Annotated in this window: 16 protein-coding genes; 7 read left to right on the top strand and 9 right to left on the bottom strand. The window is 62.4% G+C overall.

Annotation, left to right across the window (positions count from 1 at the left end; genetic code table 11):
* The first annotated feature begins 78 nt into the window (after window positions 1-78).
* The 3 genes from folE (at window position 79) to QQL76_RS07540 (ending at window position 2,296) form a co-directional block, all read left to right on the top strand.
* Window positions 79-708, top strand: coding sequence for a GTP cyclohydrolase I FolE (gene folE / locus QQL76_RS07550; RefSeq protein WP_126010137.1), 630 nt, complete (start codon window positions 79-81; stop codon window positions 706-708).
* Window positions 709-741: 33 nt separating this feature from the next.
* A complete protein-coding gene (gene hisI / locus QQL76_RS07545) occupies window positions 742-1,191 on the top strand; it encodes a phosphoribosyl-AMP cyclohydrolase (RefSeq protein WP_499207040.1) in 450 nt (149 codons plus the stop codon).
* A gap of 85 nt (window positions 1,192-1,276) precedes the next feature.
* Window positions 1,277-2,296 (top strand): patatin-like phospholipase family protein, encoded by a 1,020-nt coding sequence (locus QQL76_RS07540; protein ID WP_499207039.1) that lies wholly within the window; start codon window positions 1,277-1,279, stop codon window positions 2,294-2,296.
* A gap of 7 nt (window positions 2,297-2,303) precedes the next feature.
* On the opposite strand, the gene QQL76_RS07535 is transcribed toward QQL76_RS07540, so the two are convergent.
* The gene (locus QQL76_RS07535) at window positions 2,304-2,867 is read right to left on the bottom strand and encodes a TetR/AcrR family transcriptional regulator (RefSeq protein ID WP_245451272.1); all 564 of its coding nucleotides are present in this window, start codon (window positions 2,865-2,867) and stop codon (window positions 2,304-2,306) included.
* Between the two features lie 195 nt (window positions 2,868-3,062).
* On the opposite strand from QQL76_RS07535, the gene QQL76_RS07530 reads away from it, so the two are divergent.
* Together QQL76_RS07530 and QQL76_RS07525 are read left to right on the top strand one after the other, a co-directional pair.
* On the top strand, window positions 3,063-4,277 hold the full coding sequence (locus QQL76_RS07530) for an efflux RND transporter periplasmic adaptor subunit (protein WP_499207038.1): 1,215 nt from the start codon (window positions 3,063-3,065) through the stop codon (window positions 4,275-4,277).
* Window positions 4,274-7,366 carry an efflux RND transporter permease subunit gene (locus QQL76_RS07525; protein WP_499207037.1) on the top strand — a complete coding sequence of 1,031 codons (3,093 nt, stop codon included), beginning with the start codon at window positions 4,274-4,276 and terminating at the stop codon, window positions 7,364-7,366. Before QQL76_RS07530 ends, QQL76_RS07525 begins: the two co-directional genes overlap by 4 nt.
* A 169-nt stretch (window positions 7,367-7,535) precedes the next feature.
* Here the strand turns inward: QQL76_RS07525 and QQL76_RS07520 are convergent, their stop codons facing one another.
* From QQL76_RS07520 to pcsA, 6 genes are all read right to left on the bottom strand, one after another.
* The gene (locus QQL76_RS07520; protein ID WP_499207036.1) at window positions 7,536-8,612 is read right to left on the bottom strand and encodes a BMP family ABC transporter substrate-binding protein; all 1,077 of its coding nucleotides are present in this window, start codon (window positions 8,610-8,612) and stop codon (window positions 7,536-7,538) included.
* A gap of 69 nt (window positions 8,613-8,681) precedes the next feature.
* The gene (locus QQL76_RS07515; protein WP_499207035.1) at window positions 8,682-9,602 is read right to left on the bottom strand and encodes an ABC transporter permease; all 921 of its coding nucleotides are present in this window, start codon (window positions 9,600-9,602) and stop codon (window positions 8,682-8,684) included.
* Window positions 9,602-10,723, bottom strand: coding sequence for an ABC transporter permease (locus QQL76_RS07510; RefSeq protein WP_499207034.1), 1,122 nt, complete (start codon window positions 10,721-10,723; stop codon window positions 9,602-9,604). The genes QQL76_RS07515 and QQL76_RS07510 overlap by 1 nt, the downstream gene beginning before the upstream one ends.
* On the bottom strand, window positions 10,713-12,287 hold the full coding sequence (locus tag QQL76_RS07505) for an ABC transporter ATP-binding protein (RefSeq protein ID WP_499207033.1): 1,575 nt from the start codon (window positions 12,285-12,287) through the stop codon (window positions 10,713-10,715). The genes QQL76_RS07510 and QQL76_RS07505 overlap by 11 nt, the downstream gene beginning before the upstream one ends.
* A gap of 95 nt (window positions 12,288-12,382) precedes the next feature.
* Window positions 12,383-13,360 (bottom strand): quinone oxidoreductase family protein, encoded by a 978-nt coding sequence (locus QQL76_RS07500; RefSeq protein ID WP_499207032.1) that lies wholly within the window; start codon window positions 13,358-13,360, stop codon window positions 12,383-12,385.
* 30 nt (window positions 13,361-13,390) lie between these two features.
* Window positions 13,391-14,146, bottom strand: a complete 756-nt coding sequence (pcsA, locus tag QQL76_RS07495) for a phosphatidylcholine synthase (RefSeq protein WP_126010127.1) — start codon at window positions 14,144-14,146, stop codon at window positions 13,391-13,393.
* 217 nt (window positions 14,147-14,363) lie between these two features.
* Here pcsA and QQL76_RS07490 point away from each other — a divergent pair, with 217 nt between their 5' ends.
* Window positions 14,364-15,602: a UbiH/UbiF family hydroxylase gene (locus tag QQL76_RS07490; protein WP_499207031.1), complete on the top strand. Its 1,239-nt coding sequence runs from the start codon at window positions 14,364-14,366 to the stop codon at window positions 15,600-15,602.
* Here the strand turns inward: QQL76_RS07490 and QQL76_RS07485 are convergent.
* Window positions 15,546-16,508, bottom strand: a complete 963-nt coding sequence (locus QQL76_RS07485; protein ID WP_499207030.1) for an AEC family transporter — start codon at window positions 16,506-16,508, stop codon at window positions 15,546-15,548. The genes QQL76_RS07490 and QQL76_RS07485 overlap by 57 nt on opposite strands.
* A gap of 126 nt (window positions 16,509-16,634) precedes the next feature.
* Between QQL76_RS07485 and hspQ the strand changes: the two genes are divergently transcribed.
* Window positions 16,635-16,964 (top strand): heat shock protein HspQ, encoded by a 330-nt coding sequence (gene hspQ, locus QQL76_RS07480; protein ID WP_499207029.1) that lies wholly within the window; start codon window positions 16,635-16,637, stop codon window positions 16,962-16,964.
* Window positions 16,965-17,046: 82 nt separating this feature from the next.
* Here hspQ and QQL76_RS07475 read toward each other — a convergent pair whose 3' ends face one another.
* Window positions 17,047-17,688: an invasion associated locus B family protein gene (locus QQL76_RS07475; protein ID WP_499207028.1), complete on the bottom strand. Its 642-nt coding sequence runs from the start codon at window positions 17,686-17,688 to the stop codon at window positions 17,047-17,049.
* Between the last annotated feature and the right edge of the window lie 22 nt (window positions 17,689-17,710).

Raw genomic sequence — 17,710 nt, 5'->3', positions numbered from 1 at the left:
GTTCTCGGACATTTCGGCCGGCGGCGTTGGTCCGATAATAAAAAGGCACCGTAGAAGGTGAAAAAGCGGGAGTTCAAAATGGACGCAATTGTAAAATCCTTCCCCGGAAAAGATCAGGACGAAAAAGACGCCCGTCCCTCTCAGTCGGAAGTCGAGGCGGCTGTCCGTACTTTGCTCCTCTGGGTCGGTGACGATCCGGACCGGGAAGGACTTGTCGATACGCCGAAGCGTGTTGCCAAGGCCTACAAGGATTTGTTCGGCGGCTATGACGAAGACCCTGAAGATGTTCTCGGCCGCACCTTCGAGGAGGTCGCAGGCTATGACGATATGGTCCTTGTCCGAGACATTCCGTTCTTTTCCCATTGCGAGCACCACATGGTGCCGATCATCGGCAAGGCGCATGTCGCCTATCTGCCCGATGGCAAGGTGCTCGGCCTGTCGAAGATCGCTCGCGTGATCGACATTTATGCGCGTCGCCTGCAGACGCAGGAATCCATGACCGCCCAGGTGTCGAAGGCAATCGATGAAACGCTGCGTCCTCTGGGCGTCGCCGTCATGATCGAGGCAGAGCATATGTGCATGGCCATGCGCGGCATCCGCAAGCAGGGCTCGACAACGCTGACGACCACCTTTACCGGTCAGTTCAAGACCGACCCGCATCAGCAGGCACGGTTCATGACAATGCTGCGGAGCCACAACGGTCATTGATCTTGGAAGGCTCCCTCCTCCGGGAGCTTCCCCATGACGACTGCCTTTGAAAAACCTGCCAGCAAGGCCGAGCTTGAAGAAGGTTTGGTTTTGACACCCCGCTTCTCGGCGGACGGACTGGTGACCGCCGTCGTGACCGACAGTCGCGACGGCGTTTTGCTGATGGTTGCGCACATGAACGCCGAGACATTGGCGCTCACGCTCGACACGGGCATCGCCCACTATTACAGCCGCTCCCGCCAGGCGATCTGGAAGAAGGGCGAAAGCTCCGGCAATCTGCAACGCGTGACCGAAGTGCGCGTCGATTGCGATCAGGACGCGGTCTGGCTCAAGGTGGATGTCGATGGTCACGGCGCGACCTGCCATACGGGGCGACGGTCCTGCTTCTATCGCAAGGTCGAGACAGAAGCAGCGGGCAACCACCGCCTGGTCACCGACACCGAGGCGCCACTTTTTGATCCGACGATGGTCTATCAGAAATAGACGACATCCGCGTTATTTTCACCAAACCGAAACCATGTTTGCCGGATGATGAAACCGGGACGGAGCGTGTCGGGGAGTGAGACGCATGATGAACTGGTCTGGCAGACGAAGTGGGGGCGAAATCGTCCATGAGGCGCCTGACCGGGATTTCTCCGATCCACAATTGACGACACCTCCTCCCTTGATGCCACCTCATTCGCCCGAACCCGATCAGAAGCGCGCGCCGATCGCTCTTGCACTGGGCGGAGGTGCAGCGCGCGGCTGGGCCCATATCGGCGTGCTGCGGGCGCTGGACGAAGCCGGCATCCGGATCGGCATGATCGCCGGCACCTCGATCGGCGCGCTGGTCGGTGGCTGCTATCTCGCAGGCAAGCTCGATGAGCTGGAGGCCTTCGCCCGCAGCCTCACCATGCGGCGCATCGCGGGGCTGCTCGATTTCACGATCCGAGGCGGCGGCCTCTTCGGTGGCATGCGGCTCAACAACCGGATGAACGAGCACCTCGAAGGCATCGACATCCAGGATCTCGACCGCCCCTTCGTCGCGATCGCCACCGAGGTGACGACAGGCCACGAAGTGTGGATCACGCGCGGTTCACTCGTGACCGCCATCCGGGCATCCTATGCGCTGCCGGGGATCTTCGAGCCGGTCAAATGCAATGGCCGCACGCTGGTAGATGGCGCGCTCGTCAATCCCGTTCCGGTCTCCATCTGCCGCGCTTACGAGGAGCCGCTGGTCGTCGCGGTCAACCTGCATTACGATCTCTACGGTCGTTCCGCTGTCATCAAGCACAGCGCCTCGGCGCCCTCGCCCGACGAAGTGTCCCTCAGCCGCCGCCAGGCCGAGAACCGCACGACATTCACGGACCGCGCCGAACGCCGTTTCGGCATGACCGGCGTGATGGTGGAGGCCTACAACATCATTCAGGATCGCATTTCGCGCGCGCGTCTTGCCGGCGACCCGCCCGATCTCTCGATCCTGCCGAAGTTGTCCGACATCGGTCTTTCGGAATTCCATCGCGCGGACGAAGCCATCGCGCGTGGCTACGAGGACGCGCGAGCGCACATCCGGGAAATCGATCGGCTCCAGCGCGTGCTCGTGCGCTAGGCGACTGTCAGCGAGATGCCTCGACCGTGGCTGTCGCAGGCTCCAGCGGCGCTTCGAGCCCCAGTTCCCGCGCCACCATCTGCACCATCCGCAAAAGAAGCCGCCGGCTGTCGTCCGCCGAAAAGGCGTCAACTTCGAAGAGCTGCAGGCATCTCAAGCCTTCGATCGCAAGAAATGCGAGATGGGCGAGGTCCGGATCGTCGGACTCTGCCTTCAACCGCGCCACGAGCTCTCGCTGATAAAGCCGCATGGGCTCAATGAAGCTCGGATCTTCGGCAATCGCTGCGAGAACGCCGCTTGCTGGCTTTTGCTTGGACCCGCATTCCGCTAGAAACGTATCCACGACGGCGAGAGACAGCGCATTCGGCTTCCCGCGGTGCCGCAGCTGGGCGGCTTCGAGCGCTTGGCGATGCTGTGAGATGTGCATCTCGACCAGCGCCTCCATCAGCTTCGCCTTCGTCGGGAAGTTATAGAGAAGCCCGCCTTTCGACAGACCTGCCCGCTGGGCGACCGCATCCAGCGACAGATTGCCGGGACCGACGTCGCGAGCAAGCTCATTGGCGGCTTCCAATATGCGTTGTCTTGAATTCCGGGTGATGATGCCAATCTCCAAAAGATATCGTGCCGACGCTGCCTATCACGGCTTGACAATACCGTCCAGCCGGTACAGTTAAGCACAACATAAGACATAGTGCGGTGCAGCATCGATTTTGCGCGCCGCTTTTTCTGTGATTTTCAGCGACACTCCCCCGGAGCATTTCGAGCCATGATAAAAAGATTCCTGATCGCCTTCGTCTTGCTCGCGGTGGTCTGCGGGGGCTTGGTCTATTTCAACATCTTCCGCAATCAGGCGATCGAGAACTTCTTCGCCACGATGCAGCAGCCCGCCCTGCCGGTGCAGACCGTTACGGCAGAACCGGCGAGCTGGCAGCCCGGCATCGAGGCGATCGGCACCGTCAGCGCTGTCCGCGGTGTTGACCTCGCCGTTGAAGCCGGCGGTGTCGTTCGCGAGGTGAACTTCACGTCGAACGACGCGATCGAGGAAGGAACCGTGCTCGTCCAGATCGACGACCAGATTGAGCAGTCGAACCTGATCGCGGCACGCGCCAACCTTACCTTGGCCGAACAGACGCTTGCCCGTGCCCAGCAGTTGCGCACGCGCGGCGTCAGCGCCGAATCGAGCCTGGAAGAAGCGGAAGCGAACGCTCAGGCAGCACAGTCTGAAATCGCCTCGCTGAACGCAACCCTGAGCCAGAAGGCGCTGGAAGCACCGTTCTCGGGCACAATCGGCATTCCGCAGGTGGAAGCCGGCCAGTATGTCACCACAGGCACGGTCGTCGCCACGCTTCAGGACCTGTCGCGCATGCGCGTCGATTTCTCGGTTCCTGAGCAGCAGCGCAGCCAGTTGCAGATCGGCCAGACCATTCGCGTGGGCACGGAAAACGGCAGCTTCGATTATAGCGGCACAATCGTCGGCATCGAGCCGCGCATCGATCCGGCGACCCGTCTCGTTTCCATCCGCGCCGAGGTGGAAAACACCGAGGAAGCCCTCAATCCAGGCCAGTTCGCCCGCGTGCGTGTCGAGCTGCCCGAGGAGCCTGACGTCATCGCGCTGCCGCAGACGGCCATCGTCTCGAGCCTTTACGGCGACTTCGTCTATGTCGTGCGCGAAGCGTCGGAAGAGCAGGAGCAGGCTGCCGAACAGGCAGCGGAACAGGCCGAGGAAATGCCCGAGGCAGCAGCCGCTGCGCCTGCCCCGGCAGAAGATGCGGGCCCGACGATGGAGGCGCGTCAGGTCTTCGTGACGACTGGTCGCCGCAACGGTTCGCTGGTCGAAATTGCCGAAGGTCTCTCGGCAGGAGACATCGTCGTCTCGGCCGGCCAGAACCGCCTGTCCAACGGCGCGCTCGTCACCATCGATGAAAGCGAAAGCCCCCTGAACGGCGGCAATCCGCAGACAGCCGAGCAGGTAGCGCAATGAATATTTCCAACACCTTCATTCAGCGCCCGGTCCTGTCCACCGTTCTCGGCTGCCTGATCCTCCTGCTCGGCTTCCAAGGTCTCTTCAGTCTCTCGGTGCGTCAGTACCCAGAGGTCGAGGAAACCGTCGTCACCATCAACACGGTCTATCCCGGCGCCAACGCAGAGCTGATCCAGGGCTTCATCACGGCCCCGATCGCCGCCGCCGTCTCGACCACCGAGAACATCGACTACGTCACCTCGCAAAGCCGTGCGTCGAGCAGCACCGTGACCGTGCAAATGGAACTCGGTGCCGATCCCGATATCGCGCTCACGGAAGTGATGTCGAAGGTGCAGCAGGTCCGCGGCCAGCTGCCGTCGCAGTCCGAAGACCCGATCATCACCAAGGGCACGGGTCAGCAATTCGCGATCATGTACCTGGCGGTCCAGAACCCCAACATGACCGCCGAGCAGCTCACCGAATATCTGGAGCGCGTGGTTCGTCCCCGCATGTCCACCATCGAAGGTGTGGCCGAAATTCAGATCCTCGGTGCTGCAAACTACGCTATGCGCGTCTGGATCGACCCGATCCGGCTCGCTGCCCGTGGAGTGACGGCATCCGAAGTCACCCAGGCCATCAACGCCTCCAACTTCCTGTCGGCGCCGGGCCGCACTGAAAACGAGTTTGTCGCCCAGGCGATCACCCTGCAGTCCACACTGCAGACGCCGGAGGCGTTCGGCCAACTTCCGATCACGTCCAATGGCGACAGCGTCGTGCGGCTGACGGATGTCGCCGAGGTCGAACTGGCTGCCGAAAGCACCGACACGGTCGTCAACTTCAATGGCGAACCCGGCATTTTTATCGGCATCTTCCCGACCCCGTCGGCAAACCCGCTCGACACCGCCGATGCCGTTCTCGCTGAACTGCCAGCCATTAGCGACACGCTGCCGGATGGCATGTCCATCGAGATGGTCTACAACGCCACCGAGACCATCAGCTCCTCGATCGAGGAGGTCTTCAAGACGATCGCTGAAGCCGTCGTCATCGTGATCGTCGTCATCCTGCTGTTCCTCGGCTCGTTCCGCTCCACGCTAATGCCGATCGTGACGATCCCGCTGTCGCTCATCGGCGTCTGCTTCTTCCTTCTGGTGCTGGGATATTCCATCAACCTCCTGTCGCTGCTGGCCATGGTCCTCGCGATCGGCCTCGTCGTCGACGACGCCATCATCGTGGTCGAGAATATCCACCGCCATATCGAAGAAGGCATGGATCCGATGGCGGCCTCCAAGAAGAGCATGGAGGAGATCTCGCTCGCCATCGTGGCCATGACGATCACGCTCGCTGCCGTCTTCGCACCCATCGGCTTCACCGGCGGTCTAACCGGCTCGCTCTTCCGCGAGTTCGCGTTCACGCTCGCAGGCGCCGTCATCATCTCGGGCATCATCGCACTGACCATCACCCCGATGATGAGCGCCCGTATTCTGAAAGCCGGCAATCACAGCCGCTTCCAGCGCTTCATCGACCGCACCTTCGAACGGCTGGCGAACTGGTACGAGCGCATGGTCTCCGGATCGCTCAACTACCGGCCGATCACGATGATGGTCACTATCAGCCTGATGGCACTGACCGGCTTCCTCTTCATGCAGACGTCGAGCGAACTCGCGCCGGAGGAAGACGAAGGCGCCCTCTTCTCCCTGGTGACCGCTCCCCGTTACGCCACGAGCGAATACACCAGTGCCTTCGTCGACCAGCTGGCCGATGCGACCAGCGATATCGACGAAGTGCGTGCGCAGTTCTCCATCGTCGGCATGGGCGGCGAAACCAACAGCGGCTTCGCGGTCTGGGGCCTGAAGGACTGGGGCAGCCGCGAGCGGTCCCAGGCCGAAATCCAGCAGGACATCCAGGGCCGCATCGCACCGGTCAACGGCGTTCAGGCGCTTGTCTTCGCACCGCCTTCGCTCCCGGGCGCCGGCGGCGGGCTACCGATCTCCATGGTCGTCCAGTCGACCGGCGATCCGAGCCAGGTCTACGAAGTGGCCGAACAGATCCGTCAGGAAGCCCAGGCCTCCGGCCAGTTCATCATTGTGCAGAACTCGCTGTCCTACGACAGCCCGCAGATCACGATGACGATCGACCGCGACCGTGCAGCAGCGCTCAATGTCCCGATCAGCGACATCGGCAACACGCTGAACGTGCTCGTCGGCGGCGGTGCCGTTGCGCAGTTCGATCGCGATTCAAACAGCTACGACATCATCACCCAGGTGCCGCAGGAATATCGCGACAACCCCCAGGCGTTGACGGACTTCTTCATCCGCTCCACCACGGGCACGATGATCCCGCTGTCCTCGGTCGTCAGCGTCGAGACAGGCTCTGCACCTGCCTCCATCGAGCAGTTCAACCAGCTGAATGCAGCCACCATCTCGGCCCTGCCCCTGCCCGGCGTCACCACCGGCCAAGGCCTGCAGACGATCGTCGATATCGCCAATCCGCTTCTGCCAGACAGCTTCTTCCTGGAATATTCCGGCCAGTCGCGTCTGGAAGTCCAGCAGGGCAACACGATCCTGATCGCATTCGCGCTCGCCATCGTGGTCATCTATCTCGTGCTCGCGGCGCAGTTCGAAAGCTTCCGTGACCCCTTCATCATCATGATGTCGGTTCCGCTCTCGATCTTCGGTGCGATCCTCCCGCTCAATCTCGGGCTCGGCACGATCAACATCTACACTCAGGTGGGCTTGATCACGCTGATCGGCATCATCACCAAGCACGGCATCCTTCTGGTGGAATTCGCCAACCAGCGGCGTGAGGAAGGGCTCCCGATCCGCGAAGCGATCGTGGAATCGGCAAAGGTCCGCCTGCGCCCGATCCTGATGACCACCGCCGCTCTTGCGCTCGCCGTCGTGCCTCTGATGATCGCGTCCGGCGCCGGTGCAGCCGCCCGCCAGGCCATGGGTCTCGTGATCTTCTCCGGCCTGTGCATCGGAACGCTGTTCACGCTCTTCGTCGTGCCGATGTTCTACACCTACATCGCCAAGCCGGAATCGGCGATGAAGCGGCATGACAAGAAAGATGTGGCCACCGGCCACTCCCCTTCACCGGCTCCGGCCGAGTGAGGAACGGGCGCTGAAGCGTTTCCAGGCGAAGTGGATACCGGTTCGCCCTTCGGAAACGCGACAAACTACTCTCGCCCGTTCGGTCTGACCTCCCGAGCAAGACCAAAAAGAAACCCGCCGGATCGCTCCGGCGGGTTTCTTGCATTTCCGAGCAGTAAGAGAGCGACGCTTACTGCGGCAGCTGGTCGTCGATGCCTTCGACGTAGAAGTTCATGCTCGACAGAGCCGCATCGTCGGCGACTGCGCCTTCGGCGAGCCACTCAGTGCCGTCCTGCTTGTTGATCGGGCCGGTGAAGGGGTGGAACGCGCCGGAACGGATCGACTCCTCGGTTGCTTCGGCCTGTGCCTTAACGTCGTCCGGCATGTTGGCATATTCCGCCATCACGACGTGACCTTCGGCAAGACCGTCCCAGGTTGCCTGCTGCTCCCAGGTGCCGTCCATAACAGCCTCGATGCGCTCGACGTAGTACGGGCCCCAATCGTCGATGATCGAGGTCAGCTGTGTCTCGGGACCAAACTCGATCATGTCCGATGCCTGGCCAAAAGCGAAGATGCCGCGCTCGGCTGCCACCTGCATCGGGCCGGTCGAATCGGTGTGCTGCGTCAGGATGTCGACGCCCTGGTCGATCAGCGCACGGGCGGCATCGGCTTCACGGCCCGGGTCGAACCAGGTGTTGACCCACACGACCTTCAGCTCGAAGTCCGGATTGATCGACTGTGCGCCGAGCATGAAGGCGTTGATGCCCTGAACGACTTCCGGGATCGGGAACGAACCGATGTAGCCGGCCGAACCGGTTTCCGACATCTCGGCCGCGATCTGGCCGATGATGTAACGGCCCTGGTAGAAGCGCGAATCGTAGGTTGCGACGTTCGGATGGTCGCGCTTGTAACCGGTCGCATGCTCGAACTTGATGTCGGGATAGCGCGCGGCGACGGCGTTGGTGGCGTCCATGTAGCCGAAGGACGTCGTGAAGATGATGTTGCAGCCCGACCGCGCGAAGCGCTCGATGGCGCGCTCGGCATCGGCGCCTTCCGGCACGCTTTCGAGGAACGCCGTTTCCAAGCGGTCACCGAAATGCTCTTCGGCGAAGAGGCGGCCTTGGTCGTGCTGGTAGGACCAGCCGAAATCGCCGACGGGGCCGACATAGATGAAGCAGGCCTTGACCTGGTCCATCTGTGCGGCTGCGGGACCGGCGAGCATGATCGCGCTGGCCGAAGCGGCGAGAGCGAGGAGCGTTTTTTTCATGTTGTTGCCCTTGGTTGTTTGGAGGTTGAACTGGAATCCCGATCCGTCCTTCTGTGACATCGCCTCAACCTATCTTTCCGGAACGAAAGGCTGGCCGAGCGAGGCGGGACGGTTGATGAGCGTCAGGCGGCGATCCATCGAAATGAGGACGAGAACGACGATCGTTGCGAGATAGGGAAGCATCGATACGAACTGCGAGGGAATGCCGACACCAAGTGCCTGGGCATGCAGTCCGCCGATGGAGACAGCGCCGAAGAGATAGGCACCGGCAAGAAGACGAAGCGGCCGCCAGGAAGCAAAGACCACCAGCGCCAGCGCGATCCAGCCGCGCCCGGCCGACATGTTCTCTACCCATTGCGGCGTGTAGACGAGCGACAGATGCGCGCCCGCAAGGCCCGAGCACACGCCACCGAAGAGCACCGCAAGATACCGCACGCGGATGACTGAAACACCGAGCGCATGGGCGGAACCGTGATTGTCGCCGATCGCACGCAGCCTGAGGCCGGCGCGCGTCCTGAACAGGAACCAGGCGACACCGATCACCAGACCGATCGACGCGTAGAACAGAAGATCCTGCCCGAACACGATCCGGCCGATCACCGGGATGTCGCTGAGGAAGGGAATATCGAGAACCGGCAGGCGCACGCCCGGAAGCCCGATAAAGCTCTCCCCGATCATGCCGGAAAGCCCGAGCCCCAGGATCGTGAGCGCAAGACCGGTCGCCACCTGATTGGCAACGAGCGTCAGCGTCAGGAAACCGAAGAGCAGCGAAAACGCCCCGCCGGCGATCATGCCGCAGAGCACGCCGATAAACGGGGATCCGGAGATCTGCGCGCCGGCAAAGGCGCACACCGCGCCCATGATCATCATGCCTTCGACGCCGAGATTGAGGACGCCTGACCGCTCGACGACCAGTTCGCCGATGGCTGCGAGCACCAGCGGTGTCGCGGCTGTCATCACCGAGATCAGAACGGCTTCGTAAAAGCCCATCAGCGTGCCTCCACCGGTGCGGGGGACTGGACAGGTGCCGCCGCAACATTCGCCACCTTGGCGGTGGAGCGCAGGCGGATGCGGTAGTGGATCAGCGTGTCGCAGGCCAGCACGAAGAACAGAAGCGCTCCTTGAAAGAGCCGCGCGACCTTGTCGGAGACGCCGATCGAAATCTGCGCCGCCTCGCCGCCGAGATAGGTGAGCGCGAGCACGAGGCCTGCGGCGACGATCCCGAGCGGGTTCAAACGACCGAGGAACGCAACGATGATCGCCGTGAAGCCATAGCCTGGCGAGATCACCGGCCGCAGCTGCCCGATGGCTCCGGACACCTCTGCGATACCAGCAAGACCGGCCATCGCACCGGAGAAGAGAAAGGCGAAGAACACCATCTTGGTGGCCGAAAAGCCGGCGAAGCGCCCTGCCCGAGCCGATTGCCCCAGCACGGAGATCTCGAAGCCCTTGAGCGTGCTGCGCATCATGAACCAGGTCGCGAGCGCGGCGACGATCGCGAAGATCAGGCCCCAATGCGCGCGCCCGCCATCGAGGATCTCCGGCAGGATAGCGGAGGCATTAAAATTCCGCGTCTCGGGAAAGTTGAACCCTTCCGGATTGCGCCACGGCCCGCGCACCAACCAGTCGAGAAAGAGCTGCGCCACATAGACCAGCATCAGGCTCGTCAGGATCTCGTTCGTGTTGAACCGTGCCTTCAGAAGCGCCGGGATCGTGGCGTAAAGCGCGCCGCCGATCGCTCCGGAAATCATCATCAGCGGCAGCACGAGCGGCGATTCCCACCCGTGGAACATCACCGGAATGATCGAGCCGGCGATGGCGCCCATCACGAATTGGCCTTCGGCGCCGATATTCCAGTTGTTGGAGCGAAAACACACCGAAAGACCGACCGCAATCAGGATCAGTGGCGTTGCCTTGATGGCAAGCTCATGCAGCGACCAGCCGACGAGCAGCGGATCGATGAAGAAATAGAACATCGCCTCGGCCGGGTTCTTGCCGAGCGCCAGAAACAGCACCGCCCCGACGATCAGCGTCAGGCCGAGCGCGATGAAGGGCGACAGGATCGAAAAGAGCTTGGATCGCTCCGGACGCTTTTCCAGTTCAATGCGCATGGGCAGCCTCCGGCACCGTATCGGCCTCGGGCGCCGCACCGCCCATCAGCAGCCCGATCCGTTCGCGCGTCAATGTCCGGGCCGGCTCCGAAGCGCTCAGCCGCCCGTGATGGATGACGGCGATCGAATGCGCGATCTCGAAAACTTCGTCGAGATCCTGGCTGATCACCACCACCGCCGCGCCGGATTTTGCCAGATCGACGATCGCTTGACGAATGCGGCTTGCGGCGCCGGCATCCACGCCCCAGGTCGGCTGGTTGACGATCAGCACGGAGAGATTGCGGTCGAGCTCACGCCCCATAATGAATTTCTGCAGATTGCCACCCGACAGCGCCGATGCATGCGGATCGACGCCGGATTTGCGCACATCCATCGCCTTGATCACCCGCTCGGTCGCGGCCCAGACGGCATCGCGCTTCAACAGGCCAAGCCCGCCGCCGAGAAAGGTCTTCGCATCCGATGCATGGCGCGCCAGCACCATGTTGTCGGAAAGCTTCATCTGCGAGACGGCGCCGTGCCCGTGGCGCTCTTCCGGCACGAATCCGCAGCCGAGCAGGCGCCGCTCGGTGATGCCCTTGCGGCCGACATCCTGACCGGCGAGCCGCACGGCATCGGCGCGGCTGGTGGTCACCTCGCCTGACAGCGCATCGAAAAGCTCGCTCTGCCCGTTGCCCGCCACGCCCGCGATCGCGACCACTTCACCGCTATGGACGGTAAGATCGATGTCCTTCAGCGACACCGCAAACGGCGTGCGCGCCGGGAGGCTCAGTCTACGCGTTTCGATCAGCACCCTGCCGTCGCCGGCATTCGCCCCGATCGTCACGTCGGCCACATCCCCGCCGACCATCATCCGTGCCAGCGAAGCGACCGTCTCCTGGCGCGGATCGCAGGCGCCCACGACCTTGCCGTGACGCAAGACGGTCGCGCGGTCGCAGATGCGCCGCACCTCTTCCAGACGGTGGCTGATATAGAGGATCGAGCGGCCTTCGCTGCGCAGCTTCTCCAGCGTCTCGAACAGCCGGTCCGCCTCCTGCGGTGTCAGCACCGATGTCGGTTCGTCGAGAATGATCAACTGCGGATCCTGCAAAAGGGTTCGCACGATCTCGATGCGCTGGCGTTCGCCCACCGAAAGATCCGCCACGAGCGCGTACGGATCGAGCGGCAGGCCGTACCCTTCCGACAGGGCCCGCGCCCGTTCGGCGATCTGGCCTATCGGCACGCTGTCATCGAGCGAAAGCGCGATATTCTCTGCAACCGTCAGAGCTTCGAACAGCGAGAAGTGCTGGAACACCATGCCGATGCCGAGATGGCGCGCCGCAAAAGGACTATTGATCGAAACAGGCTCGCCCTTCCAGACGATCTGGCCGGCATCGGGCGCCAGCACCCCGAACAGCATCTTGACGAGCGTCGACTTGCCGGCGCCGTTCTCGCCAAGCAGCGCATGGATCTCGCCGGGCGCGATTTCGAGGCTGATGGCGTCGCAGGCCTTGAGCGTGCCGAAAATCTTCGTGAGACCGGCAAGCGCGAGCAATGGCGCTGAAGATCGGGTATCGCTTGCCTGCACGCTTCAAGATCCTGACAGCACGATGGTTACCACTCTAGGCCACCGATTGTGCAATGAACGCAACTGCACAATGCTTCACCATTCCACCGGCGATTTCAAGGGATCAGCAGCGTCGTACCCGTTGTTTTCCGCGCTTCCAGATCACGATGTGCCTGAGCGGCATCGGCCAGCTTGTAGCGCTGGTTCACATCGATCTTCACCTTGCCGCTTTCGACCATGTCGAACAGCGCCTTGGCGGACGCCTCCAGTTCAGGCCGCGTCGCGTTGTAGGTGAAAAGCGTCGGCCGCGTCATGTAGAGCGAGCCCTTGCGCGACAGGAGACCCACATCGAAATTCTCGATCGGCCCGGATGACTGGCCGAAGCTGACGAAGAGACCGCGCGGGCGAAGGCAATCCAGCGAACCCGAGAAAGTGTCCTTGCCGACGGAATCGTAGACGACGTCGCAGCCGCGTCCCCCGGTGATCTCCTTCACGCGTGCGACAAAATCGTCGCTGGAATAATCGATGACGTGGTCGTAGCCGGCCGCGCGCGCCAGATCCGCCTTGGCGGGCGAGCTCACGGTTCCGATGATGGTGGCTCCAACCGCGCGAGCCCACTGGCCGGCAATGAGGCCGACGCCACCGGCTGCGGCGTGGAAAAGGATCGTCTCACCGGCTTTCAGCTCATGCGTCCGGCAGAAGAGATATTCCACCGTCATGCCCTTCAGCATCATCGCGGCGGCCGTTTCCAGGTCGATGGCGTCCGGCACCTTGACGAGCTTGTCGGCCGCAATCAGCCGCTCTTCCGCATAGGCACCGACCGCGCTGACATAGGCAACGCGATCGCCGACCTTCAGGTAATCCACGCCTTCGCCCAGCGCCACCACCTCGCCGGCGCCTTCGCCCCCCGGGATCACGGGCAGGCCGTTCGGTGCCGGGTACAGACCGGTGCGGAAATAGACATCGATGAAGTTGAGGCCGATCGCCGCCTGACGGATCAGCGCCTCGCCCTTGCCGGGGGCGCCCACCGTCACGTCGTCATAAACCAGGGCATCCGGCCCGCCATGCGCATGAACCACAATCGCCTTGGTCATTTTGTCCTCCTCGAAAGCCGTCAGAAATGCTCAGGCAGCGCGCGCGCCGAGCTTTGGAAACCATTGCATGATGCCGCCGATCACCGACAGGTAGAGCGCGCTGAGACTCACTGCCCATTGCAGCCAAAGCGGGCTGTCGAAATGCAGGAGCAGCGCCCAACCGGACAGCACGCACCAGATCAGGAAGATCGGAAGATTGAGCGCCCGCAAGCGGATGACGCGCACCGGATGCAGAAAATAGATCGGCAGAAAGGTGAGGATCACTGCGACGAACACAACGATCATCGCCGTCCATTCGCTCGCCTCGATCGCGAAAAGCGTAAACACCAGCATGTTCCAGACGACCGGGAAGCCGGAGAAGAAATTCTCGGACGTCTTCATGCCCATATTGGCGTAGTAGATCGCGCTCGAAATCACGATTAGCGCCGCGCAGACGAACGACATGATCTCGCCGATCATCCCGCTCTGATAGAGCGCGAATGCCGGGATCAGCACGTAGGTCACGTAATCGATCACATTGTCGAGCTGTTCGCCCGACCAGCCCGGCAGAACTTCCTTGACGTTCAGCCGCCGCGCGATCGGACCATCGATGCCATCCACGAGCAGCGCGAAACCAAGCCACCAGAACATGTCGACGAAGCGCAGTTCCGCCGCCGCCACCACGGCAAGAAATGCGAGATACGCGCCGGAGGCAGTGAGAATATGCACCGAAAAGGCACGAATCTCGGCATAGGGCAGACGCCGGTAGCTGTAGAGTTTGGTGCCGATGCGGCGCAAAAGGGTCATGCGATGAGGCTATCCATGTCAGAGCGGACAGGCAACGCCGGCGATCACCGACGCCCGGAAACCAATGCGCGATAGGTGCGTCGATGGCTAGAACCTGTTGACAACATACACAATTATGTTGCCGCTGCGGCTTTTGATCCCTGCCCATTGCAGCCGGGATCGACGATCCCATTTTCAGCGTTGATGCTGAAGCAGCAAAAGGCTGGAGCGTGACACCATGACGAAGACATTCGATGCGGTCGTGATCGGTGGAGGCCTTGCCGGCTGTGCCGCCGCGCTTCTACTGGCCCAGGGCGGCCGCTCGATCGGCTTCGTCGCGCCGAAGGCACCGGTCAAGGATGGCCGCACCACCGCCCTGTTGATGCCGTCGATCGCGCTTCTGGACGAACTCGGCGTCTGGTCGCACCTCAGCGGCAAGACAGCGCCGCTACGCACCATGCGGATCGCCGATGCGAGCCGCAGGCTGTTGCGCGCACCGACCGTCTCGTTTCATTCCTCGGAGATCGACGAGGATGCCTTCGGCCACAACGTCGCCAATGCCGATCTGCTCGCCGCGCTCGACGACCGGATCGCCGAGACGCCGGCCATCACGCGCTTCGATCGGCCGGCACGCTCCGTTTCGCCGGAAGCTGCAGCACCCATCGTCACCCTCGCGGACCGCATGGAAATCGAAGGCCGAATGATCGTCGCGGCCGATGGCCGCAATTCCGTGGCGCGTGAGGCTGCGGGCATCAAGACCCGTGTCTGGTCCTACCCGCAATCGGCGATCGTTCTGACATTCGCGCACAAGCTGCCCCACCGCGATGTCTCGACCGAATTTCACACGGAAGAAGGTCCATTCACCCAGGTTCCGCTTTCCGGCAACCGATCGAGCCTCGTCTGGGTGGTGAAACCCGACCACGCCGAGCGCATCATGGCGCTCTCGCCGGATGCGCTGAACCGCGAGATCGAAGACCGCCTGCAGTCGATCCTGGGCGCCGTCACGGTCGACAGCGAACTCCAGCGCTTTCCACTGTCCGGCATGGTGGCTGAAAACTTCGGTCGCGGCGCCATCGCGCTTGTCGGCGAAGCAGCTCACCTCTTCCCGCCGATCGGCGCGCAGGGCCTTAATCTCGGCATGCGCGATGTGGCGGAGCTGCGCAATCTGCCGGCTCATCTGGAAGACCGGGCGAGCGTCGAGGCCGCGATCGCCAAATTTGATCGCGCGCGCCGTCCCGATATCGTCAGCCGCACCCAGGCGGTCGATCTTCTCAACCGGTCGCTGCTCAATGGTTTGCTCCCGGTGCAGTTTGCCCGCGCGGCTGGCCTCACCCTGCTCGCCGGAACCGGTCCCGTACGACAGTTGGCGCTGAAGGAAGGCATGAAGCCAGGCAGCGCACTCTCGGGCTTCGGCGGTCGCTTACGGGAACAGATCTGGCGGCAGCGTGCCGGACGTGATCGCGAGCAGCAGCGCTGACACGGTCACGACCGAGCCGGCTGTGGTGATCAGCACCGTCGCCGACGCCCTCTCGATCCAGACGCCATATTGCTGCGCCAGCACGAAGACATTCGTCGCCGTCGGCAAGGCTGCCAGAAGAACCGCCGTGAACACCCAGATCGCTGGAAAATCGCCGGCCGCCGACAGTGCGACATACATGGCAAGCGGGTGAACGATCAGCTTTACCGGAACGATATAGCCAAGCTCGACCGGCCGCTGCTTCAGCGGCCGCAATGCAAGCGTCACCCCCATGACGAAAAGCGCCGAGGGTGCGGCTGCCTGCGACAGATATTCGACGAGGCGTGAGACGGAGCCAGGCAGTGTCAGCCCGGAGGCGGCGACAGCTATGCCGAGCACCATAGAAATGATGAATGGGTGGAATGCGATCCGTTTTGCAATCGTCACCACCAGCTGCAGCGGCCGCCTGTCCCGGCCGCGCCCCGTCGCCATCAGCATCGGTGTCACCGAGAAATGCAGGATGTTTTCGAAGCAGACAATAAGCGCCACCGGCACTGCCGCGCGTTCACCGAAGGCCAGGATCGCCAGCGCCGGGCCCATATAGCCGATATTGCCGTAGGCACCCGCTAGCCCCTGAATGGTCGCATCCTCGATCGGCGCCCCACGCAGGCGCCGGCCCACGAAGAACACCGCCAGAAAGATCGCGAAGGTGACAGCGATGTTGACTGCGATGAAATCGAACCGCGCCAGGTCCTCGATCGGCGTATCGGCCAGAAGCCGGAAGAAGAGCGCCGGCAGCGCCACATAGATGATGAAGACGTTGAACCAGCCAAGCGCCTCCTCCGGCAGCCTCACGATGCGCGCGGCGATGTAGCCGATCAGAATCATGCCGAAGAATGGCAGAACGAGTGCGAAAACTTCGGCCATGGAGGGGGATCGCCACGTGACAGGGGAGTCCTGACTAGGCGGCGTCACGCGTATGCGTCAAGTCGCACCTCTTGCCATCGCCCTGCCCGCCGCCCATTTAAGCTGTCAGAAATGGACGTGAAATCGATGCAAGAAAGACAGGCGAAATTCCGTATAGGCCAGATCGTGCGACACCGGGTCTACCCGTTTCGCGGCGTGATCTTCGATGTCGACCCGACATTCTCGAACACGGAGGAATGGTGGAACGCCATTCCCGCTGAAGTGCGCCCCCGCAAGGACCAGCCCTTCTATCACCTCTTCGCCGAGAATGCCGAAACCTCATATATTGCCTATGTTTCGGAGCAGAACCTCGTGCCCGATGAGAACGCCCAGCCCGTGAGGCATCCTCAGGTTCTGGAGGTGTTCGAAGGGCCGACTGACGGCAGCTATCGGCCCCGCGGCCCCATCGGTCACTAATTTTTATCTCATAGAATCAAAAGGCCCGGGTCGTACGTGCGACCCGGGCCTTTTGGTATTCAAACTCCGAAAATCGCGCCGATCAGTTCGACTTGGCGGCTTCCTGGGCTTCCTCGAGGCGCTGGCGCGCTTCGGCAGCCTTGCGCTGCATTTCTTCCTGAAGCACGCGCTGGCGCTCTTCCAGTTCCGACTGCGCCATGGCTTCCCCATCGAATGCCTGGGTGAAGCCCGACAGCGAGATGCTGATCGGGTTCGGCGCACGCTGGAAGTTGACAGATGTGAAGACGACCTCACCGCCGCGCTTGAACTCGGCGACCATCGCATCAGTCAGCGGAACTTCCGCCACGCATTTGTCGGGCATGCAGACGGCAAAATCGAGCTTGGTGGCCTGTCCGCCATCGATCTGCATGTTGATGCCCGGCTGGACGAGGCGCGCCGAAGGCACGGAAACCTGCATGACGCGCTGATTGACCTGGCCCTCGACCGAAATCAGGCCGACGGCGGTCAGGAGCTGGCCATTTCCGGCGGCGACGATGTTCTGGACGACGCAGACGTCGTTTTCAGCCTGCTGGGTGCAGGCTTTGTACCAGCCCTGGGGTGCCTGCCCGGAAGCCGGTGCCTGCGCCATGGCGGGCGAAGCCATCACGGCGAAACCCATGGCCGCTGCAAAGACTGCGCTGCCCGCGGCGGCCGTCTTGGTGCTGATCGCGTTCCTGACGCTCATTGGCTTCTACGTCTCCTCAATC

This window comes from Rhizobium albus (assembly GCA_030160035.1).
In the GTDB taxonomy this organism is placed as follows: domain Bacteria; phylum Pseudomonadota; class Alphaproteobacteria; order Rhizobiales; family Rhizobiaceae; genus Georhizobium; species Georhizobium albus.
This window is presented reverse-complemented; position numbering and strand designations above follow the sequence as displayed.

Bases quoted from the DNA above. Each gene is read 5' to 3' on its own strand.
- folE (WP_126010137.1), top strand. From the start codon at position 79: ATGGACGCAATTGTAAAATCCTTCCCCGGAAAAGATCAGGACGAAAAA.
- hisI (WP_499207040.1), top strand. From the start codon at position 742: ATGACGACTGCCTTTGAAAAACCTGCCAGCAAGGCCGAGCTTGAAGAA.
- QQL76_RS07540 (WP_499207039.1), top strand. From the start codon at position 1,277: ATGATGAACTGGTCTGGCAGACGAAGTGGGGGCGAAATCGTCCATGAG.
- QQL76_RS07530 (WP_499207038.1), top strand. From the start codon at position 3,063: ATGATAAAAAGATTCCTGATCGCCTTCGTCTTGCTCGCGGTGGTCTGC.
- QQL76_RS07525 (WP_499207037.1), top strand. From the start codon at position 4,274: ATGAATATTTCCAACACCTTCATTCAGCGCCCGGTCCTGTCCACCGTT.
- QQL76_RS07520 (WP_499207036.1), bottom strand. From the start codon at position 8,612: ATGAAAAAAACGCTCCTCGCTCTCGCCGCTTCGGCCAGCGCGATCATG.
- QQL76_RS07515 (WP_499207035.1), bottom strand. From the start codon at position 9,602: ATGGGCTTTTACGAAGCCGTTCTGATCTCGGTGATGACAGCCGCGACA.
- QQL76_RS07510 (WP_499207034.1), bottom strand. From the start codon at position 10,723: ATGCGCATTGAACTGGAAAAGCGTCCGGAGCGATCCAAGCTCTTTTCG.
- QQL76_RS07500 (WP_499207032.1), bottom strand. From the start codon at position 13,360: ATGACCAAGGCGATTGTGGTTCATGCGCATGGCGGGCCGGATGCCCTG.
- pcsA (WP_126010127.1), bottom strand. From the start codon at position 14,146: ATGACCCTTTTGCGCCGCATCGGCACCAAACTCTACAGCTACCGGCGT.
- QQL76_RS07490 (WP_499207031.1), top strand. From the start codon at position 14,364: ATGACGAAGACATTCGATGCGGTCGTGATCGGTGGAGGCCTTGCCGGC.
- QQL76_RS07485 (WP_499207030.1), bottom strand. From the start codon at position 16,508: ATGGCCGAAGTTTTCGCACTCGTTCTGCCATTCTTCGGCATGATTCTG.
- hspQ (WP_499207029.1), top strand. From the start codon at position 16,635: ATGCAAGAAAGACAGGCGAAATTCCGTATAGGCCAGATCGTGCGACAC.
- QQL76_RS07475 (WP_499207028.1), bottom strand. From the start codon at position 17,688: ATGAGCGTCAGGAACGCGATCAGCACCAAGACGGCCGCCGCGGGCAGC.